Source organism: Paenibacillus sp. UMB7766-LJ446, from assembly GCF_030226665.1.
GTDB lineage: Bacteria > Bacillota > Bacilli > Paenibacillales > Paenibacillaceae > Paenibacillus > Paenibacillus vandeheii.
The window spans coordinates 70,708-90,534 of the sequence record NZ_JASOYM010000016.1 but is presented as its reverse complement, the minus strand read 5'-3'; the positions used below and the strand labels follow the sequence as shown (position 1 = coordinate 90,534).

20 protein-coding genes are annotated in these 19,827 nt (G+C 44.4%); 13 read left to right on the top strand and 7 right to left on the bottom strand.

Annotated elements, in window-relative coordinates:
• The first annotated feature begins 67 nt into the window (after positions 1 to 67).
• The 8 genes from QP794_RS28910 (at position 68) to QP794_RS28875 (ending at position 8,373) form a co-directional block, all read left to right on the top strand.
• Complete coding sequence (locus QP794_RS28910) at positions 68 to 1,156, top strand: acyltransferase (protein WP_285080154.1); 1,089 nt, start codon at positions 68 to 70, stop codon at positions 1,154 to 1,156.
• 179 nt (positions 1,157 to 1,335) lie between these two features.
• Positions 1,336 to 1,896 (top strand): DEAD/DEAH box helicase family protein, encoded by a 561-nt coding sequence (locus QP794_RS28905; protein ID WP_285080153.1) that lies wholly within the window; start codon positions 1,336 to 1,338, stop codon positions 1,894 to 1,896.
• 22 nt (positions 1,897 to 1,918) lie between these two features.
• Entirely contained in the window at positions 1,919 to 2,224 is a 306-nt protein-coding gene (locus tag QP794_RS28900; protein WP_285080152.1) for a hypothetical protein, read from the top strand.
• Between the two features lie 31 nt (positions 2,225 to 2,255).
• Positions 2,256 to 2,471, top strand: coding sequence for a hypothetical protein (locus QP794_RS28895; protein ID WP_285080151.1), 216 nt, complete (start codon positions 2,256 to 2,258; stop codon positions 2,469 to 2,471).
• A 591-nt stretch (positions 2,472 to 3,062) separates the two neighbouring features.
• Positions 3,063 to 3,902: a BglG family transcription antiterminator LicT gene (gene licT / locus QP794_RS28890; RefSeq protein WP_285080216.1), complete on the top strand. Its 840-nt coding sequence runs from the start codon at positions 3,063 to 3,065 to the stop codon at positions 3,900 to 3,902.
• Positions 3,903 to 4,268: 366 nt separating this feature from the next.
• Positions 4,269 to 6,185, top strand: a complete 1,917-nt coding sequence (locus tag QP794_RS28885; RefSeq protein WP_285080149.1) for a beta-glucoside-specific PTS transporter subunit IIABC — start codon at positions 4,269 to 4,271, stop codon at positions 6,183 to 6,185.
• A gap of 35 nt (positions 6,186 to 6,220) precedes the next feature.
• Positions 6,221 to 7,663 (top strand): 6-phospho-beta-glucosidase, encoded by a 1,443-nt coding sequence (locus QP794_RS28880; protein ID WP_285080148.1) that lies wholly within the window; start codon positions 6,221 to 6,223, stop codon positions 7,661 to 7,663.
• Between the two features lie 311 nt (positions 7,664 to 7,974).
• Positions 7,975 to 8,373, top strand: coding sequence for a RidA family protein (locus tag QP794_RS28875; protein WP_285080147.1), 399 nt, complete (start codon positions 7,975 to 7,977; stop codon positions 8,371 to 8,373).
• Between the two features lie 123 nt (positions 8,374 to 8,496).
• Here the strand turns inward: QP794_RS28875 and QP794_RS28870 are convergent, their stop codons facing one another.
• Positions 8,497 to 9,657 carry a S8 family peptidase gene (locus QP794_RS28870; RefSeq protein ID WP_285080146.1) on the bottom strand — a complete coding sequence of 387 codons (1,161 nt, stop codon included), beginning with the start codon at positions 9,655 to 9,657 and terminating at the stop codon, positions 8,497 to 8,499.
• Positions 9,658 to 9,855: 198 nt separating this feature from the next.
• On the opposite strand from QP794_RS28870, the gene QP794_RS28865 reads away from it, so the two are divergent.
• The 4 genes from QP794_RS28865 (at position 9,856) to QP794_RS28850 (ending at position 12,102) form a co-directional block, all read left to right on the top strand.
• Complete coding sequence (locus tag QP794_RS28865) at positions 9,856 to 10,401, top strand: GNAT family N-acetyltransferase (protein ID WP_285080145.1); 546 nt, start codon at positions 9,856 to 9,858, stop codon at positions 10,399 to 10,401.
• A 75-nt stretch (positions 10,402 to 10,476) separates the two neighbouring features.
• Positions 10,477 to 11,337, top strand: a complete 861-nt coding sequence (locus QP794_RS28860; protein ID WP_285080144.1) for a Cof-type HAD-IIB family hydrolase — start codon at positions 10,477 to 10,479, stop codon at positions 11,335 to 11,337.
• A 33-nt stretch (positions 11,338 to 11,370) separates the two neighbouring features.
• Positions 11,371 to 11,631, top strand: coding sequence for a hypothetical protein (locus QP794_RS28855; RefSeq protein ID WP_024630506.1), 261 nt, complete (start codon positions 11,371 to 11,373; stop codon positions 11,629 to 11,631).
• A 288-nt stretch (positions 11,632 to 11,919) separates the two neighbouring features.
• Positions 11,920 to 12,102, top strand: a complete 183-nt coding sequence (locus QP794_RS28850) for a YjfB family protein (RefSeq protein WP_024630505.1) — start codon at positions 11,920 to 11,922, stop codon at positions 12,100 to 12,102.
• A 101-nt stretch (positions 12,103 to 12,203) separates the two neighbouring features.
• On the opposite strand, the gene QP794_RS28845 is transcribed toward QP794_RS28850, so the two are convergent.
• The 4 genes from QP794_RS28845 to QP794_RS28830 all read right to left on the bottom strand — a co-directional run bounded on the left by QP794_RS28845 (position 12,204) and on the right by QP794_RS28830 (position 16,629).
• Entirely contained in the window at positions 12,204 to 12,938 is a 735-nt protein-coding gene (locus QP794_RS28845; protein ID WP_285080143.1) for an HAD family hydrolase, read from the bottom strand.
• A gap of 69 nt (positions 12,939 to 13,007) precedes the next feature.
• Entirely contained in the window at positions 13,008 to 14,057 is a 1,050-nt protein-coding gene (locus QP794_RS28840) for a zinc-dependent alcohol dehydrogenase (RefSeq protein WP_285080142.1), read from the bottom strand.
• 34 nt (positions 14,058 to 14,091) lie between these two features.
• Positions 14,092 to 15,330 carry an aspartate aminotransferase family protein gene (locus tag QP794_RS28835; RefSeq protein ID WP_094937283.1) on the bottom strand — a complete coding sequence of 413 codons (1,239 nt, stop codon included), beginning with the start codon at positions 15,328 to 15,330 and terminating at the stop codon, positions 14,092 to 14,094.
• A 90-nt stretch (positions 15,331 to 15,420) separates the two neighbouring features.
• The gene (locus tag QP794_RS28830; protein WP_285080141.1) at positions 15,421 to 16,629 is read right to left on the bottom strand and encodes an MFS transporter; all 1,209 of its coding nucleotides are present in this window, start codon (positions 16,627 to 16,629) and stop codon (positions 15,421 to 15,423) included.
• Between the two features lie 540 nt (positions 16,630 to 17,169).
• Here QP794_RS28830 and QP794_RS28825 point away from each other — a divergent pair.
• Positions 17,170 to 17,862 carry a pseudouridine synthase gene (locus tag QP794_RS28825; RefSeq protein ID WP_285080140.1) on the top strand — a complete coding sequence of 231 codons (693 nt, stop codon included), beginning with the start codon at positions 17,170 to 17,172 and terminating at the stop codon, positions 17,860 to 17,862.
• A gap of 92 nt (positions 17,863 to 17,954) precedes the next feature.
• Here the strand turns inward: QP794_RS28825 and QP794_RS28820 are convergent, their stop codons facing one another.
• Both QP794_RS28820 and QP794_RS28815 read right to left on the bottom strand, forming a co-directional pair.
• Complete coding sequence (locus tag QP794_RS28820) at positions 17,955 to 18,869, bottom strand: DMT family transporter (RefSeq protein WP_285080139.1); 915 nt, start codon at positions 18,867 to 18,869, stop codon at positions 17,955 to 17,957.
• Positions 18,866 to 19,717, bottom strand: coding sequence for an AraC family ligand binding domain-containing protein (locus QP794_RS28815; RefSeq protein WP_285080138.1), 852 nt, complete (start codon positions 19,715 to 19,717; stop codon positions 18,866 to 18,868). The genes QP794_RS28820 and QP794_RS28815 overlap by 4 nt, the downstream gene beginning before the upstream one ends.
• Between the last annotated feature and the right edge of the window lie 110 nt (positions 19,718 to 19,827).

The following is a 19,827-nucleotide window of genomic DNA, read 5'->3' as shown; positions in this document are numbered from 1 at the left end:
AATAAAGAGTAGAATCTGGATTGCGGCCGGAAACTATCATTCTATCAGGCATAAGTGAGGTTTTATTATGAATTATCCGGTTAATCGGCCCCGGCGTATTGAGTATCTGGATCTCTATCGTGCTTTTGCAATCATGGCTGTGGTTGCTATTCATGCGACTTCAACGGCAGTTGCCCATTATCCCAAGCACACGCTGGATCATGACTTTTATTATTTTTGGAACAGCTTTCTGCAATTCGCCGTACCTGCATTTCTGTTCCTCTCCTCGCTGGTGTTGTTCTACAATTACAGCTCCAAGATGAAGGAAAAGGGCTGGATGCCCACTTTTTATAAAAAGCGATTATTTTATGTTTTTGTGCCTTATCTGGCTTGGTCACTCATTTATTTTATCGTCAAGCAGTGGCTAGCAAACAAAGAGCCTTTGGCACATGTGAAGCAGTTCTCGGAGCAATTGTTAACCGGCACTGCACACACGCATCTATATTTTTTTCTAATTATTTTGCAATTTTATGTGGTATTTCCACTGCTTCTTTCGTTTACACGTTATCGTTTATTTAATCAATATTTACCGTTGTTCTTTATTGCGGCACAGGCAGTTTTTTACGCCCTGCATCTGCAGTTTCATTTCTCAAGGATGGGGAGTTTGCTGCCAAGTTACCTGATTGTTATTGGATTCGGTGCCTGGATTGGGTTGAACTTCGATGCAGCAATGAAGAAACTGTTCTCCTACCGTTATGTGTTGATCGCTGCATTGTTGAGCGGAGGGGCCGTCTTTATTTATGGCAATACTTATGTAAAAACGACTTTCGCCGCATCTCCGGCACTAACCTATACGCTGCTATTTCTTTTCCGTAATCTGTTTACTCTTTCGGCCTGCTTGCTCTTGTTGATGACATGTGAACGAATGGGCGCTTGGAAACAGAGCGGATGTAATCGGGCAACTCGCATTCTTAATTCATTGGGCACGGTGGCGTTTGGTGTATTCTTAATACACCCATTAGTACTGTTGTTCTGGAGAAGAGAACTCACCGTGGAGCTCGCTCCACATTTTAGCCTTGGCATTATGCTGTCTTATGTTGTAGCAATACTGCTCTCATGGATTATTGCCATGGGACTCCGACGTATGAAGTGGGGATGGGTTCTGATTGGACGTTAACGTTGGACTGAACATGAATGTGTGAATAAAAAGTGTAACCGAAAAAGAGATTTCAAGCCCTGAACTTTCAGTGGATGGCTTGAAATCTCTTTTTTATTTGTCCACGAGGCGTTATTATGGATTAATGTCCATAAAATTCAAGTAATGGAATACATGTAACTGAAGTCAGGAGTGGTGGAATGAAGTTTATCATTATTTTTGGTCCACAGGCTGTAGGGAAAATGACGGTTGGCCAGGAATTGGAGAAGATCACTAATCTGAAATTGTTTCACAATCATATGACGATTGAACTGGTGTCGCCCTATTTCAGTTATGGTACGCCTCAAGGAAAGAGGCTTGTTAACCTGTTCCGTCAGGAGATTTTTGAAGAAGTGGCGAAGAGCGAGCTGCCCGGTTTGGTTTTTACATTTGTGTGGGCTTTCGATATGAAAGAGGATTGGGAGTACATTCGAAAAATCAGTGCGTTGTTCGAGTCCGGAGGTGCTGAGGTATGCTATGTTGAACTGGAAGCTGATTCGACGGAACGTCTGGTTCGTAATAAAAGCTCACATCGGCTGCTGCACAAAGCAACGAAGCGGAATGTCGAATGGTCTGAGCAGGATCTGATTTCGAGCATGGAGAAATATCGATTGAATTCAGAGCCTGGAGAAATTACGCACGAGCATTATATTCGAATCAATAACACGGATAAGAGTGCGACAGAGGTTGCTCAACTCATCCAAGAACGATTCAATCTGTAATTGAAAGAGGAGGCGAAAAAGCATGTACATTATTTTGGCTTTAGTAGTAGGAGTTGTTCTCTGTCTTCTGTTCCCATATGGTACGATTCTGGCAGGTGCTATTATATTTGCACTTGTTGCAGACAATTATCGTCAGACCATGAGTATGCGCGAGGATATTCGATCCATCAAGCATCATCTGGGACTGATGAACAAGGGTGAAGCGGAAGAATACAAGATAGATGAACAGTTGACTAATGTCGAACACTTGGATTCGGATCAGTTGAAAGTAATCAATCGCAGGATTGAAGCAGAGTTGAAGAAGGAAAGCCGCAATAATAAATCATGATGAAACGATTACACGAAAAGAAGGGACACGAATGACTATTCATATAGATAATACTGAAGAATACGATAACCCTGCGTTATACGATCAGGAGAATAATGCATACCTTGAAGATGTGAAATTCCTTTCCAAATGGGCTGCAAATACGGAGGGCGTGATTATTGAAATCACATGTGGTACACCGCTCACTGAAGAATGTTATGAAATGATATATGTCTGCCAAAAAAGTGAGCAAAGCGTGACGAAATAAAAATAATTAATTTTTTGTATGAAATTTTTCATTATTCAGACACATGAAGCACTCTAAAATAAAGGGCTTTTTTTGTATATTTTTGATTTGAATTCAACTTGATTTTAAGAAGCATATAAATAAAAAAAAGGTAAATAAGTGCAAGCGTTTTTTGTCTGAAATGAAGCGGAATTATTTATGAACGTCTCTATCAATTTTGGCTTATATGCACAAAGTCAAATGCACAAAGTCAAGGGCCAGTAAAAAGGTGTCTAATACAGACAGGTATTGAAATTAAGGATTTGGCGTTCCGGGTGTCAAGTATAATTCTCTGGATAAGGCGTCATGCTAAGGGAGTGGTTTTGATGGGAAGGCAGGAAAATACAGCTTGATTATACGCAAACAGAAAAAAATACAAAGCAGCTGAACAGATTCATTTAGACGTTCAACATGTGGTTTGTTAGCGATAAAGCATCATCGATTTTTTTGTTGCACATTGTAGAAAAATGTAATACCATGAACGCACATTAGTTAATATTGAAGTGAAAAGGCAAGGCCAGTGACCTCGTGGAAGGTACGGTTTGCCTTTTTCTGTATATTGGAGTGGATAAAGTGAAGATCGAGAAGGTGTTAAACAATAATGCTGTAGTGGCGATTAAAGACGAACGTGAGGTTATTGTCATTGGCCGGGGCATTGCTTTTCAGAAGCGAGCTGGCGATGATGTGTCCGAGCAGCATATTGATAAGATATTTACTTTACAGAATGAAGATATCCAGGAAAATTTCAAGGCATTAATCGCGAGCATACCACTGGAATACATGAAAGTGTCTGAGGAAATTATAGCCTATGCCAAGCTGAAGTTGGGGAAAAAGCTCAACGAGAGCATCTACCTGCATCTGACGGATCATATTCATTTTGCCATTGAACGTTATCGTAACCATCTGCCCATCCGTAATGGATTGCTCTGGGAAACCAAGCAGCTTTACAAGGATGAATATGAGGTAGGAATGGAAGCGCTGAATATGATTTGTGATCAGTTTGGTGTGCTTTTACCGGAAGATGAGGCGGGTTTCATGGCACTTCATTTTGTAAATGCGGCACTAAACGAAGAGATGCCTAACATCCGAAGCATGTCTCAAGTGATGCAGGAGATTTTGACGATTATTAAATATCATTTCAAAATGGACTTTGACGAGAACTCACTGAATTATTATCGATTTGTGACCCATCTGAAGTTTTTCGCCCAACGGCTGGTGAAAGGCAAGCATTACAAGAGCAACAACGACGATGAGTTATTTGAGATGATTCAGAAGAAGTATCCTGAAGCGCACAAGTGCTCGGAGAAAATTCGGAAATTCATTGAAAATAACTACACGTATCAACTGACTAACGAAGAAATGATGTACTTAACCATTCATATCGAACGTGTGGTGCACGCCACATCAGAGTAACGATATTACAAAATAAAGATTCTTAAAAAAACGCTTGCAAAAGTTCAGCGGTTATTATATTATGAATTCATAAAGTAAGCGCATACATCAATCGGATTGTAACTGTTCAATCAGGCAATTCCGATACTTCCGACCACTCTGGGTCCGTAAAGATGGGTTGCAACTTACTTTAAGATGAAGTTGTTAGTGTAACAACTGAATATCGCTGTGTACAGCCTTACAGGGTTGCAACCGTTAAGGGCAAAACCTGAATTGCTGAATAACATGACTTATTTCCGACTTATCGGGAACGTTATGTATGTTCAGTAGTTCAGGTTTTCTTTGTTTCACAAGCATCGGGAGTCTACTTAGAGAGGGAGAATTACTATGAACTACGATCAACTGGCCAAAGACATCTTGTCTGGTGTAGGTGGAGCCAAAAACGTAAACAGTGTATTCCATTGCGTAACCAGATTGCGTTTCAAACTCAAAGATGAAAGCGTTGCTAAAACGGAGGAACTTAATAATCTGCCAGGTGTTATTACCGTCATGCAGAGTGGTGGACAGTATCAGGTCGTTATCGGCAATGAAGTGCCGGATGTATATAAAGCAGTTGTTAAGGCAGGTAATCTGCCTGCTGAAGGACAGGTTGCAGAGGAACAGGAAGATTCGGGTAACAAGGGGAGTTTGTTCAGTCGTTTTATCGACATGATCTCTGGTGTATTCACACCTCTGCTCGGACTACTCGCTGCGACAGGGATGATCAAAGGCTTTACAGCGATGTTTATATCCTTTGGATGGATAACGAATACATCAGGAACGTACCATCTGTTGAATGCAACGGGTGACTGTCTGTTCTACTTCTTCCCGGTATTCCTTGGTTATACTGCGATTAAGAAATTTGGCGGATCACCGTTCCTGGGTATGGCGATCGGAGCTACGCTGGTTTATCCAACGCTATCCGGGTTATCTACGGGAGATCCACTGTACACCCTGTTCGCAGGTACATTGTTTGAATCACCCATTCACATTACGTTCTTGGGCATTCCTGTTATCCTGATGAACTATTCTTCATCGGTTATTCCGATTATTATCGCTACATTCTTTGCTGTAAAAATAGAGAGATTCTTCAAAAACGTCATTCCTAAAGTGGTTAGTACGTTCCTAGTTCCATTCTTTACATTACTTGTTATTGTTCCAGCAACATTCCTTGTAATTGGTCCAATCTCTACTTGGGCAGGTCAATTGATCGGTGCAGGAGCAACGGGCATCTATGAATTAAGCCCGCTCGTTACAGGTTTGGTCATCGGTGGTTTGTGGCAAGTGTTTGTACTGTTCGGTCTTCACTGGGGATTGGTTCCAGTTATGCTTCTGAACCTGAGCACGTCTGGATCCGATCCGGTGGTAGCGATGTCGTTTGCCGCTTCCTTTGCTCAAATTGGTGCAGTATTGGCTGTCATGTTAAAAACGAAAAATGCCAAATTGAAATCGTTAAGTATTCCAGCCTTTATTTCAGGTATTTTCGGAGTCACCGAGCCAGCTATTTACGGCGTGACGCTTCCGCTGAAAAAACCGTTTATCATGAGCTGTATTGCAGGTGGTATCGGTGGAGCCATCTTAGGGTTCTTTGGGTCTAAAATGTACATGTTTGGTGGACTTGGCGTATTCGGATATCCGACCTTTATCAACTCGGCCACTGGTGTTGATTCCGGATTCTACATGGCACTTGTGGCAACAGCGGTTGCGTTCATACTTGGTTTTGTTCTTACCTACGTCGTTGGATTCAAGGACAAAGTAGAAGCAGCGCCAGTATCCACTCCCGCACCAGTACTTGATCCAAACCCGAACAACAGATATGAAATTTTCAGCCCAATGGCTGGTGAAGTGGTTGAACTGAAAGAAATCAACGACGTTACATTTGCTGGCGAACATATGGGTAAAGGTATCGCCATCCGTCCAACCAGTGGCAGAGTGGTATCCCCGATTAATGGGGTTGTGCAAACCGTGTATCGTACGAAACATGCCATTGGGTTGGTCACGGATGATGGTGTTGAGATGCTGATTCATATCGGACAGGATACGGTACAACTGAAAGGCCAACATTTCAATGCTCACGTGAAAGACGGCGACCGTGTAAATGTAGGCGATCTGATTATGGAATTCGATCTGCAAGCCATCAAGGATGCCGGATATGAGACGGTTACACCCATTATTATTACGAATACGTCGAATTATCTGGATGTCGTGGGAACCAAAGATGCCGTTGTGAATGAGAAAGACAAATTGCTTACGGTGCTTAGTTAATTGAATGTTTTCAATACGAATAGGAGGAACAGCCGATGTTTGAAAAATTAACAGCCTTCCCGGAGAATTTTCTCTGGGGAGGAGCAACGGCAGCGAATCAGCTTGAGGGAGCCTATCTTGAAGGAGGTAAAGGGTTAACTACGGTTGACCTGATTCCAACAGGTGCCAATCGATTCCCTATTGCGATGGGAAAGCTAGATTCTTATGACCCGAAAGCGGGGGAGTTCTACCCTTCCCATGAAGCAATTGATTTTTACCATCGGTATAAAGAAGACATTGCTTTATTCGCGGAAATGGGATTCAAGTGTTTCAGAATGTCGATTGCCTGGGCACGGATATTCCCAAATGGTGATGATGTTGAGCCGAATGAGGCAGGATTGCAATTTTACGATGACGTCTTCGAAGAATTATTAAAATATAATATTGAACCTGTGGTCACTATCTGTCATTTTGATGTTCCCGTGCATCTGGTCGAGACTTACGGCGGTTGGAAAAACCGCAAGATGATTGGATTTTTCGAGACTTATGCAAAGACGCTGTTCAATCGTTACAAAGACAAAGTGAAGTATTGGATGACGTTTAATGAGATCAACATGCTGCTGCATCTACCATATATCGGTGCGGGTATTGTTCTTCAGGAAGGCGAGAATAAAGACCAGGTTCTCTATCAGGCAGCCCATCATGAACTGGTGGCAAGTGCGCTTGTCGTTAAGGCTTGTCATGAAATCATCCCCGGTGCTCAGATCGGTTGTATGCTTGCTGCTGGGATGGTCTACCCTTACACATCCAATCCGGATGACGTATGGAAAGCGATGGAGCAGGATCGGGAATCCTTCTTCTTCATCGATGTTCAGTCCAAGGGAGCTTATCCAGGTTATACCAAGCGTTTCTTCAGAGAACATGAGATCCTGATTGATATGCTGCCAGAAGATGAACATATTCTCTTGCAAAATACGGTCGACTACATTGGTTTCAGTTATTATGCCAGTCGCTGTACAAGCGCGGATCCAGAGATTTTAAAGGATTCGACGGAAGGCAATGTATTTGGCTCGGTGAAGAACCCTTATCTTCAAGCATCGGAGTGGGGATGGACGATTGATCCCAAAGGACTTCGTATTACATGTAACCAGCTGTATGACCGCTACGGTAAACCGTTGTTTATTGTGGAAAACGGACTTGGTGCTACGGATGTATTGCTGGACAATGACACCGTTGAAGATGACTACCGCATTGATTATCTGAATCGTCATTTTGCCGAGATGGCTGAGGCCATTCAGGATGGAGTTGAGCTTCTGGGCTACACCAGTTGGGGACCCATTGATCTGGTCAGCGCAGGTACTGGGGAGATGAAGAAACGGTACGGCTACATTTATGTAGACCGAAACAATGATGGAACGGGCACACTTCGCAGAGTGAAAAAGAAAAGTTTCCATTGGTACAAAGAGGTTATCGCCAATAATGGGGCGCAATATTTTTAACTCTAGGTGTAATCCTTTCGAATATACAAAGAGCAGTCTCGTTCAAACGGGATTGCTCTTTGCTTATGATGGATGAATTTGACTCATAATTCGTTTCATATCTATAATGAAGAGATCAAGAGAATCTTGTCACTTAAGAAGGGAGGAGCATCCAATCATGAAGAAAAAATCACTTGCGTTTATATCTCCGGGATATGGATACTCCACTGCTGTCTTTTTCTAGAATCTATTCCAAGGGAGAAGTGTGCCCAAATTAGGAAGAATACTAGGGGATATCGCAGAAAAATCTTAAGAATGACGAGGTAATCGACATGAAAACCGATAAAATTACTAGAAAAAATCCAGCTAATATGCCAGCTCCTGTAGGACAGTACACGCATATTACAAGAATTCCGAGGAATGCAGAGTTGTTCGTGACGTCGGGTCAAATTGGAGCAGATCGTTGGGGACACATTCCTGGCAGTTTGAATGAGCAAGTCACGAATACATTCAATAATATTAAAACAGTACTCGAATCTGGGCATTTAGATGCTGAACATATTATCAAAGTTAACGTATGGGCGACGGAGAAAATCGAGTGGGATTTCTTATACGCTGAGTGGGGACAATTATTCAGTCATGATTATCCTGCGATGACAATTGGATATATTACGGAGTTAGGTTTACCCGAAATTAAAATTGAAATCGAAATTTGGGCAGCAAAAGTGTAGAACCAAATAAACTTATTTAAACCATGGAGCTTCGATAGAAGCCCCATGGTTTTTTTGATTTTTTTATTCGTGAGAAATGGAAGTGGGGATGATCCATGCCATTACGAGTGATTTGTAATTGTGTTATGGGACTTGCAGACTTTGATAGGCATTCAGTCGCCCATACGTCCAGTAGATCCCGGAGCCTGATACAGGGTCCGAAGCGAAGCATAATGCATCCCGAATCTGAGCATTCGTTTTGCCCTGTGCAGCCAGCAGAGCCGCTACTCCCGCTACATGGGGAGCAGCCATGGACGTTCCACTAAGATAAGCATAAGAGCCACCCAGATATGTGGACAAGATGGTATCCCCTGGCGCAGCCATATCTACCCAGGATCCATAATTGGAGAAATTGGATTTGAGGTCGGAAGGATTGGTTGAAGCTACTGCAATGACGTTGGGATAAGACGCGGGCACAATCGGATACGAAGTATTATCATTACCTGCTGCTGCGATGATGACAGCGCCACGATCCCATGCATACTGCACGGCAGCCTGTAGAAAGGCTTCTCCCGTAGGCCCGCCAAGACTCAGGTTAACGACTTGAATACCATTGTTGGCCGCGTAAACAAGTCCGTTTCCGACGTTGCCCGTTGTACCTTGTCCATTGTTATCCAGTACACGCAGCGGAACAATGGAAGCAAGCGGTGCAGCACCTGCAATGCCCACTCCGTTGTTGGTAATGGAAGCGGCGATTCCGGCAACATGTGTGCCGTGCCCGTTACCATCTTCGGGGATATTGTCGTAATCAACGTAATCATAACCAGGCAGGATCTTGCCAGCGAGCTCGGGGTGATTCAGTTGTACGCCTGTATCAATGATCGCGATTTTGACCGAACGGTTACTCTGGGAAATATCCCAGGCAGCGGGAGCATTGATTTTTTGCAGGTTATATTGGTATGGGAAAAAGGGGTCATTTGGCGTAAACGATGACTGAAGATAATAGTTGGGTTCAGCGTGCTCAATAAGCTTATGATTCTTGTAATGCTTTAATATACGGTGCATTTTCTTTCTTGATTCGACGCGATACCAGCCCAGATCTTCATACGTTTCGGCTACGCTGCATTTTGCTTTTTTATGCAGCGTGTGCATCTCGTCGGCTGTCGTACCTTCCTTGAACTTAATTAACAACTGCTTTGGCGCATGGGGATGAAACTTCTTGGCTGCACGTTTATCTTCCGCATAGCGATAGACGAACCCCAACGCCAGCAGGACTGCAGCAGAGATCCCTAGCGATAACCACATATGTTCTTCCCCCTCGAATTTGATTGATGACACGCCTTATAGTATGCGGACCCTATCAGATCGCGCGGGCTTTCTTCTATTTTGGTTAGTAGCTTAGATAGATTGATAGGGAAGGCTAAATTCGGTAAGATGAGAAGCAGAGGGGGAACCTGCGTCTAAATGGGTTCGTAGATGGAGTTGTCATCAGACTCGAATATAATGAATAAGGAATGTGGTTTTTTGGCACAGTTTCAGATAAAACCGAGAGTGATCGCTATTCAGGAGCACCTGATGAATGATGCAATTGATTTTGCCATGCGTGTACGCAGAGAAGTGTTTCCAATGATAGATCATGAGAGAATACCTACTGACTTGGAGCAATTCAGAGAACATTATCTGGATTCAGCCGATGCGATCTTTCTTGTTGCCGTCATGGAAGACAATCGGATTGTGGGTTCCATTGGTATTCTGCCGTATGATGGGCGCATCGAAGCATTGTCTGGAAGATATCCGGAGCAGTCTGCAGCCGAAATTGTGAAATGTTATGTGGATTCAAAATATCGCAGATATGGCATCGGTTCACTTCTCGTGAGAGAACTGGAGAAGGTGGTGGCAGAACTGCACTATACAACGTTGTATTTACATACGCATCGCTTCTTGCCTGGGGCCGTCGGTTTCTGGAAACGTCAAGGGTATACGGTTATTGCTGAGCAGGACGATGACTGGCAAACCGTACACATGGAAAAGTCAGTAGGCCAGTTATAAAGATTTTCTTTCAACTAATGGATTTTAAATGGTTTGATATAACATAGACAAGCTACATGATGGGGGCAAACGCAGATGAGCACAACGAATCGAAAGATTGTTTTTATAGATATTGATGGCACACTGGTAGATGATGACGGCAACATTCCGGTGTCTGCACAACAGGCGTGCAAACAGGCACGTGAGAATGGACATCTGCTCTATTTATGTACAGGACGATCAAAGGCGGAAATCTATGATTCTATTTGGGACGTAGGGTTTGACGGTCTGATCGGTGCCGGTGGAGGATATGTTGAGTTCGGTCAGGATGTGTTATATCACAAAAGGGTAACAGCTGAAGACGTTCGGCATATGGTCGATTTCTTCAATGAACATCAGATCGACTTCTACCTGGAATCCAATTCGGCCTTGTACGCCAGCGCCAATCTTCAATCTCATCTGGAACGTCGCATCTATGGTGATGTGCATAATGATCCCCATGCCAGAGCGAAAAAAGAACAAAAACCCCATCCGTTTATTGCCGGTTTGACTTATGGCGAAGGGGATTTATACAAGGATGACGTAAACAAGGTTTGTTTTCTGGAAAGCTCTACGATTCCATTCGACCGGATCAAGCAGGAATTCGAAGGCAAATTCGAAGTCATTCAGTGCACCGTGCCCATCTTCGGTGAAGGCAGTGGTGAACTGATGATCCCGGGCATCCATAAAGCCATTGCTATTGCGGATTTGTTGGAGCATCTGGGTATGTCCCGTAAAGATACCCTCGCCATCGGGGATGGCATGAATGATGCTGAGATGCTGGAGTTTTGCAACGTAGGGATAGCGATGGGAAATGCCAAGCCAGGTCTCAAAGCCATTGCAGATGATATAACCGGAACAATTGAAGAAGATGGTTTGTACTACAGTTTTGTGAAGTATGGATTGATTGGGTCCTAATCAGTCTCAAACGAGTGGAAGAGGTGAAAACAAATGTCGGAAGGAATAAAAGTTGAGCTGGAAATAAGTGCATTCGGGCAGGAAACCGTTCCATCGTACGACGATTCGTTTCGTAAGCATGAGATCGCAAGAACTCGTATTTTACCTAGAGAAACAACATTGGCACAGCTTGAAGAAATGGTAAAGGAAATGATGGCGGAGATTAAAGAGGACTTCCAGCAACCGGAACAGTTATTAGCCAAAGTGACCCTGAGAGCCAAGGAAACAGATGGGGATTTGAAATATTTGGGTTAAGGTGTTTGTTTATATAGTTTTAAACCTCGGACAAAACCCAGTAAATAAAACAACCAAAGGTACCAATGCAAAGTCCGGCAATGACAGTAAAAAGCATAACAAATTTTTTCCCGTTCATAAAAAAACCTCCTCAAATAGTGTATTGTAACATACAAATATTTCATATTGTTTGTTTTTAGGAAAATGGTTGAGCATTAGAAGATAAAGGAGTGAATTACATAATTCCTCCCATCTAACCGATATAAATTAAGTATGTCTATTTACTAGAAAACGAGAGGAGTACAGAATATGGATATTGCAGCATTATCAATGGCCATGAGTCAGGTCTCAGTGGCGCAGTCGGCGAGTTTGCAAGTTATGTCCATGTCGAAAGACATGGCAGAGCAGCAAGGTCAGCAACTAACAGAAATGTTAAAGTCGGTTCCGGCTCCTCATCCCAATCTGGGTGGCAGTCTGGATATTTCGGTTTAAAATGATCACCTGAGTAACCGTTCTTCGTTAAACTTGCAGCAAGCAAAGCCCAAACAGCTCCAATTCAATGAATTGAAGCCGTTTGGGTTATTTAGTTTGTCTCAGTTCTTCGTCAAAATTGGTGATCTGCCTTCAAACGGCAGCGTATCCTTAAGGGTCCATAACTCATCATAACTGGAGATCTGAAGATCGGCTTTGGACAAGTCCTGATTGCCTGATCCCGGATTGTGATATCCGATACAGTGCATGCCTGCACTTTTGGCAGCCTGGACGCCATTGCGCGAGTCCTCGATCACAAGACAGTTCGATGGGGATACCCCGATCATTTCAGCTGTGGTCAGAAAAATATCCGGTGCTGGCTTTCCGTGAGCGACTTCTTCACCTGTCATTCGTACCTCAAAGTATTTTCCAAGTCCGGTCTTGTCCATGATTAGATCAATCAGTGCACGTGGAGATGAAGAAGCAACGGCTATCGGAATGTGCTGCTCATGCAGCCAGCTTAACCAGCGTTCCACGAAAGGCATGGCCGTCAGCTTCGGATGGGCCAGCATCGTCTGCATCACATTATGTTGATGGTAGGCGAGGGCTTCTTCTACGGTAGCCGTCAACTGGTGCTTGTCCAATACTTGCCGCCACATTGATTCCAGTGTAACTCCAACATAGGTGTGATGTTCTGCCTCTGTCATCATTGCGCCAAAATGGGCAAAGGAGTTGCGCTCAATCTCGAAATAAATCGGTTCGCTGTCAATCAGTACGCCATCCATGTCAAAAATGACCGCTTGAATGATGCCATCATTCGCCTCTCCCAATCCGCCAAACTCCTTATTTGCTACCATGTTGTATTCCTCCTCCAGGATTCTAAGCAATTATCTCTAATTTATCTCAATCATGGCGAACATTCCACATTAGTAACTGGAATCGCTCGACTGCAGCACCACTTTGATGGCATGGGAAGAGGCTTGAAGTGTGCGTCCCTGAATATCGCAGCCGAGTGTGCGGAACGCCTCTTCGTAATCCTCCAACGGGAAGGAATGGGTGATGATTTTTTTCGCCGGAATGATCTGCTGCTCAATCATGTAATGTGCTGTTGCGAATGTGCCCAGGGAGTCGATGGAGCCAATGATTTTCAGGCTGCGGTCTACAACTTCCTTGGGATTGAAGGATGTGTTCCCATCTCTCAGACCGACCAGCATGAGATAACCGCCGCTGGCGAGCTGCGAAAGCACCTGTGTGCCTACGACGCCTGTCGTATCCACAATCATATCAACCTGATTGGTTGTGGGTGCCAGCGATTCTATCGCATTTTCAAAGGATGAATGAACCTCCCAGCGTTCCGGTGCAATCGACCCTGCAATAGCCAGGCGTTCTTCGGAGATGTCGACGAGACAGCCTGTTACGCCTTTGGAAGCGAGAGCGTAGCTGTATAGAATGCCAATCGGGCCCGCACCGAGAATAATTGTTCTGAAATTCGGCAGCAGATGAATCTGATTAATGCCCGTAAGCATGCAGCTCAGCGGTTCAGTCAGGGTCGCTTCCTCATAGCTCACATGGTCCTTCAATTTGTACAAAAAGCGATCCTCAGTTACATAATAGTCCGTAAATGTACCGTCAGCACTCACACCTGTCTCCGTAACCGACTTATGTGTGCAATGGTTTTGTCTGCCTGTTCTGCACATGTCACATTGTCCGCAATAATAGGTAGGGTCAATGACAACCCGGTCGCCCGGCTGCAGTGTCGTTACAGCAGAGCCCACGGCAATGACTTCCCCGGCAGACTCATGACCAAGAATGACGGAAGGAACCGCATGATATTTACCGCTGACAATACCGAGGTCGGTACCGCATACTCCAGTCGCCCGAATTCGAACCAACACCTGATTGTCTCTTGTGATTTCAGGAACAGGCCGCTCCTCAAGCGCTACATCCCATGCCGATTTGTATACCAATGCTAACATGTTAAAACCTCCTTATAATAATATGAATTACGTACTAATTAACGCTGGCAAGCACCGAGTCCAGTCGCTCTACAATTTCAACCAATTCGTCTTCGGTTGTGGTAAGTGATGGTCTGACCTTAACGACGTTTCCGAAGCCGTAACGTGATCCTCTTAAAATCAGGCGTTCATCCGTGAAGGCACGGTCGATAATGGCGTTGGTTTTATCCGTATCCGGTTCGTTATTGTCACCGACCATTTCCAGGCCCCACATCAGTCCGACCCCGCGAGCTTCACCAATGCTTGGGTACTTCATCGCCAAATCCTGCAGCAATCCGCCCAAAATTTCACCTTTGCGTTTTACGTCATCCAGAAATCCGGGTTCGGATACAACCTCCAGGGTAGACTTGGCAGCGGTAACGGAGATCAGATTGCTTCCTGAGGTGAAGGAATGTTCATGCTTCTCCAGCACATTCAATCGGGACTGCATCAATACCGCAGCAACAGGTACACCGATTCCGCCAAGACCTTTGGCGAGGGTAATCATATCCGGCTGAATATCGAACAGTTCACTGGCGAACATGTACCCGGTACGTCCGATCCCGGTCTGCACTTCGTCGGCAATAAGAATGATGTTGTACTCATCGCACAGTTTACGCAGGCGTTTGAAGTATCCCGCAGGAGGGATAATATTGCCGCCATTGCCGAGGATCGGTTCAATGATCATGCAGGCGACTGAGCCGGAGCTCGCATATTCTATGGCATCGGAGATAGCTTCAACACATTGATATCCGCAGTCTCCGCTTGAAGATTTGAATGGGCAGCGATAGCAGTATGGTGCAGGTACATGAACAGAGTTGGGAACAGCCGAATTTGGAAACCGTTTCCGCCGGAAGGCATTTCCCGAAATCCCGGTTGCAAATTGGGTCTGCCCGTGATGGGACAGATACAGGCTGATAATGTCTGTGGATTGCGTGTATTTTTGTGCAATTTTGGTGGCACATTCATTGGCTGTTGAGCCCGTAATATCCCGCATCCATCCGGCATTAATGTCGTTTGGAGCATATTCAATCAGATGATCGAGCACTTCATCCACATACGGTTCTGTGAAGGAGGAAGACATATGCGTCAGATTGCCGACTTGTTCCTGAATTTTGCTCACGACATGCGGGTGATTGTAGCCCAGTGAAAGATTGAATGTACCGGATACACCATCCAGATACTCAACGCCTGCATCGTCAATCAACTTAATCCCTTGTCCGGTTCTGAAACGGTTTTTGGTTAAAGTTTGCATACGATTCCCTCCATAAAATGTAATGTTCTAGCCTGACGAAGATCAAAAATCCCGGATTACGCAGGCATCACCCCTCTCAAGAAGCAGCGTTTAGATCTCTTTGCTTGGATGTGCGAGAGTCCCACTTACGGTGCTATTCCTGACGTTCCAGAGCTGAGAGAGAATGAGGGTGAAGAGCAGTATCAGACAAAATCCGGCTAGGATCCAAATTGTATTCACTACAGGCCATGCGCTCATGCTCCAACCCGTTACATACTGCAAGATGGCACCACCAATACCGCCCGATGCAATCAGGATGCTGGTTGTTCTCTCGGTCATGCCGGGAATTAAAAGGTTGGCATAGACCAGTGCGATGCAGAAGAGCCCTGACATGAATAATCCAGTTCCGAAGATCAGTAAGTACGTTGCCCATTGCCCTGTCACGAACACCATGGCGACTGCGAACAGAAGTGTACCCACCGTACTCCAGATCAGGAAAGGCATATAGTTAACGGCTTCTGAAATTTTTCCAGAGAAAAGACGGCCGATTATCATCGCAATCCATAGAATGGACACACTCAATGAAGCGACAGACTCCTGCAGCTGCAATCGTTCCACAAGGATAGAAGGCAGGAAGTTCATCAGCCCTAGCTCCAGCCCCATATAGATGAAGAAAAAGATAACGAATATCGTTAGCAATCCCAGATGTTTTCTGGAATACCTGGCTCTGCCTGCAGCATGTGAAGCTGTATTTTCACCGGCTTGTTTCAGATAAGAAGCGGCTGAGGTGGGCATGGTCACCCATAATAGCATGAGAATAAGGGATAACGCGGAAACGGTATAAAACGTGAGATGCCACAGGTCCAGCCAAATGTATAAGGCGGCAACTGCTGGAATGAGGAGTGCGCCCAGAGCAAAAAACACATCAAGCTTGGACATTGCGACTGCTTTTTGATTTTCAGTAAATTCTATCGTGAATGCACCAACGGAGGGTTCAATGATGCCTGAGCCAAAGCCAACGAGAATGGTGAGAAGAAGAACCACGCTCCAGGATGGTAAAAATCCGAGAACAGCATAAGCCGCCACAATACAGATCAGTGCAATGGTCAGCATGGATTTTCGACCGATGCGGGCAGTCATGGAAGGAGCGACGAGCACCCCGACAAGAAAACCGAGGAATTGCAAAAATAACAAAAATCCGCCATCACTGTAACCACGCTCATAATGTGTCAATAAAACGGGTAGAAGTGCACCGAGCACAACGCTGGTTATACCGATTAACAGATAGAAACCGCAGCTTAAAGCGAAAATTCTTCTCATGAGTTGTCCTCCTAAGATGGATATAAATTTTATATTTTGTAATAAATGTTTCTTTGATATATAACTTATACCATAATTATGCAATTGTACATGCTTTTTATTGTAAAATAATGTTAAACTTTGACGAATGTATGATCTTACTCACACAATGTTCACCCTAAAACGATTTCGTGTCGAATGGGGTGAAGGAGAACAAATGATGTATTCCATAATATTTGCATTGGAGTACAAAGTTTACTGGAGGAAAGTCTTCCTGAGCATGGGTTCCAACCGAAAAGACGGAGAGTGATAGAAGTGAGAAGTGAGAAAGAACGTAGTCGCTGGGCTGATTTGTGATCTCTGGAGTCGATATATTTCAAAATTCAATTTGCATTTCCGATGACTTTCGTATAACAATTCATTGCTTCGTTTCAATATAAGTGAGATGATGTGGGATGAAAATCAGTACAAGGTACTGACCTATTGTACGAAGTAAATTACATGAGGATATGAACTCGCTAATGAAACGGCGGTAATATTACAGATGAGAAGTGGTGAAACATGCGCATTAACAAATACATAAGTGAAACGGGATACTGTTCCCGCCGGGAAACTAACCGATTAATTGCAGCCGGGCGTATTACGATCAATGGCGAAGTATGCGAAAAAGGAGCGGATGTTGAGTCAGAGGATATCGTGCTCATTGATGGCAAGGAAATTCCTCATGACGATAGTGAGCCTGTTTACCTAGCGCTTAATAAACCGATGGGTATTGTCTGCACAGCAGCGAAACAGGTGGAGGGAAACATCATTGAGTATGTGAATTATCCATCGCGCATTTTTGCCATCGGCAGACTGGACAAAGCGTCAGAGGGTTTGATTTTGCTTACGAACGACGGAGATATTGTGAACAAGATGATGCGTTCAGAGCATAACCACGAGAAGGAATATGTGGTGACCGTAGACAAACCCGTGACAGAACAATTCGTTCGGGCGATGTCGCAAGGAGTAGAGATTCTGGATGTGGTGACAAAGCCGTGTGAGGTGTACAAGCAGAGCGAGAACGTATTTCGTATCATATTGACTCAGGGGCTTAATTTGCAAATCCGCAGAATGTGCAAAGCCCTGGGTTACAGAGTACTCAAGCTGGAGCGCATCCGCATTATGAATGTTACACTGGATGGAATGGAACGTGGACAATGGAGACATCTGGAGGAGCAGGAATTGGAACACCTTTTGTCCATGTTGGACTAAGAATTGAATTCAAATCATGTCCCTGGCACAATGAAGAGAGGCACTAATCCATCGTGGATTCAATGCCTCTTTTTGTTGAAAAGTTCAATGGGCTAGTCTAACAGGTTAAGGTGTTTTTTGCTTCGTACTTTCTTCTCTGAAACAAACGATCCGAGTAACGTTAGCAACGTTCCAAGCAGTGTTATCCAGGTAATTCGCTCGTGCAGAATCAGAGCGGAAGCAATCACGGTAATGACAGGTACCAAATAAATGTAGACACTTGTTTTGACGGCTCCCAGCAGATTCACTGCCCGGTTCCAGGTTACAAAACATAAGGCCGAAGCACCCAGCCCGAGAAAAAGAAGGTTTGAGAGGTTGGCTATGTTCGCGAAGCGTCCGAGATCGAAGTGAAATTCAAATAGGAACAAGGCTGGCAGCATGAATAATAGTCCATAAAAGAATACTTTGCGTGTAGCACCGATGGTGTGATACGGAAGTTTACCAATTTTTCGCATGAGTACAGAGTATATCGCCCATACAGCAGGTGCCACGAAAGCGAGCAGGTCTCCCAGCGGATTCAGTTGCAGAATGACACTGCCGTTGAGTCCAATCAGGATGATGCCGGTCAAGGCAATGCCGAAGCCCACAATAAACCGCCTGTGCATTCTCTCTCCATCCAGGAAGAAATGTGCAAGGACCGCAGTGAAGAAAGGGGCAATGGAGACAATAATGCCTACATTGGAAGCAAGTGTGTACACCAGTGCAATATTTTCAATGAGAAAATATAACGTGACCCCGCATAATCCAGCCCCGATAAACAGCCCTTCTTCTCTGAAAGACGTCATTCGCATTGAACGCGGATAGATCAGGAGCAGTACCATATAGCCAATCAGGAAACGAAAAAACAGAATTTCAACAGGCGTAAAGTCAATCAGCAGAACCTTGGTGGAGATGAACGTTGTTCCCCAGATCAGGATTGTAAGCAAGGCCAGCAGATGTCCGGTGGAGATTTTGTTCGGATCTGTCATGACATCTCATTGGCGGAGCGTTTTGATTCCACATCATGGTTGAAAATGCGTCTGTATTGCTTGGGTGTCAAGCCGATCAGCTTTTTGAAAAAATTCGTAAAATGACTCTGATCGCTAAATCCTGTTTGCGCTGCGACCTCAATCGGGAGCTGTCCTTGTTCCAGTAACCGTTTGGCCTGATTTATGCGAATCGTTTCCAGGTAGCGGTAGGGAGATATTCCTTTTTGGCGAGTGAATAAACGCAACAGATGGTATTTGCTTAATCCTGTTAACTCCACCAATTGGATCAACGTAATACTCTCCATGTAATGAGACTCTATGTACTCGCATATGCGTCTGATCTCGATGGTGACGTCCTGGGCGGAAACGGGTGGTTCAGCATCCGCATACTCTCTTAGCAGCTGTTCCAGCAGAAAGAGTAATAACTCTTCTTTGTAGAAGTCGGATTGCTCTTCCAAAATCATCTGATGAAGCTCATGTAAGGAAGCAACATGTTCACTCTGGTAGAGGACAGGGGAAGTAAATCGGGGCAAGTAATCTTGTCCGGTAATTTCCTGTACATATTGGCGCATGATTTCAGGCTGAATGTTGATGCAGCGATAATCCAGGGTTCTGCCGTCCACCTGTTCGCAGGCATGGGGATCATGCGGATTAAAAATAATCATGTCTCCTGTGTTCAGGAGATATTCTTCGTTATTACATACGAGATGTCGTTTACCTTGCTCAATAAAACCAATGACGTAATAGTCATGAAAGTGATTGGGGAATTTCTGCATAATGCCTTCAAATTGATAGGCTTCAAGCTGCAGATCGGGATCAAACACAACGGTTCGCACTTCGCGAGTCACCTGCTGCACCTTCCTTCTGGTAAGTTAATGCCATTATAATATGAAAAGAAGGAACTTTCTTGGATGATATTGCTCTCTCCGTCATAGGTGGAAACGCATATAACACCAAC

Coding starts and splice junctions, on each gene's coding strand:
- QP794_RS28870 (WP_285080146.1), bottom strand. CDS start 9,657: ATGTGGTTATCGCTAGGGATCTCTGCTGCAGTCCTGCTGGCGTTGGGG.
- QP794_RS28905 (WP_285080153.1), top strand. CDS start 1,336: ATGAAGTTTATCATTATTTTTGGTCCACAGGCTGTAGGGAAAATGACG.
- QP794_RS28820 (WP_285080139.1), bottom strand. CDS start 18,869: ATGACAGATCCGAACAAAATCTCCACCGGACATCTGCTGGCCTTGCTT.
- QP794_RS28835 (WP_094937283.1), bottom strand. CDS start 15,330: ATGCAAACTTTAACCAAAAACCGTTTCAGAACCGGACAAGGGATTAAG.
- QP794_RS28895 (WP_285080151.1), top strand. CDS start 2,256: ATGACTATTCATATAGATAATACTGAAGAATACGATAACCCTGCGTTA.
- QP794_RS28900 (WP_285080152.1), top strand. CDS start 1,919: ATGTACATTATTTTGGCTTTAGTAGTAGGAGTTGTTCTCTGTCTTCTG.
- QP794_RS28855 (WP_024630506.1), top strand. CDS start 11,371: ATGTCGGAAGGAATAAAAGTTGAGCTGGAAATAAGTGCATTCGGGCAG.
- QP794_RS28840 (WP_285080142.1), bottom strand. CDS start 14,057: ATGTTAGCATTGGTATACAAATCGGCATGGGATGTAGCGCTTGAGGAG.
- QP794_RS28825 (WP_285080140.1), top strand. CDS start 17,170: ATGCGCATTAACAAATACATAAGTGAAACGGGATACTGTTCCCGCCGG.
- QP794_RS28885 (WP_285080149.1), top strand. CDS start 4,269: ATGAACTACGATCAACTGGCCAAAGACATCTTGTCTGGTGTAGGTGGA.
- QP794_RS28875 (WP_285080147.1), top strand. CDS start 7,975: ATGAAAACCGATAAAATTACTAGAAAAAATCCAGCTAATATGCCAGCT.
- QP794_RS28850 (WP_024630505.1), top strand. CDS start 11,920: ATGGATATTGCAGCATTATCAATGGCCATGAGTCAGGTCTCAGTGGCG.
- QP794_RS28910 (WP_285080154.1), top strand. CDS start 68: ATGAATTATCCGGTTAATCGGCCCCGGCGTATTGAGTATCTGGATCTC.
- QP794_RS28880 (WP_285080148.1), top strand. CDS start 6,221: ATGTTTGAAAAATTAACAGCCTTCCCGGAGAATTTTCTCTGGGGAGGA.
- QP794_RS28865 (WP_285080145.1), top strand. CDS start 9,856: ATGAATAAGGAATGTGGTTTTTTGGCACAGTTTCAGATAAAACCGAGA.
- QP794_RS28845 (WP_285080143.1), bottom strand. CDS start 12,938: ATGGTAGCAAATAAGGAGTTTGGCGGATTGGGAGAGGCGAATGATGGC.
- QP794_RS28830 (WP_285080141.1), bottom strand. CDS start 16,629: ATGAGAAGAATTTTCGCTTTAAGCTGCGGTTTCTATCTGTTAATCGGT.
- QP794_RS28860 (WP_285080144.1), top strand. CDS start 10,477: ATGAGCACAACGAATCGAAAGATTGTTTTTATAGATATTGATGGCACA.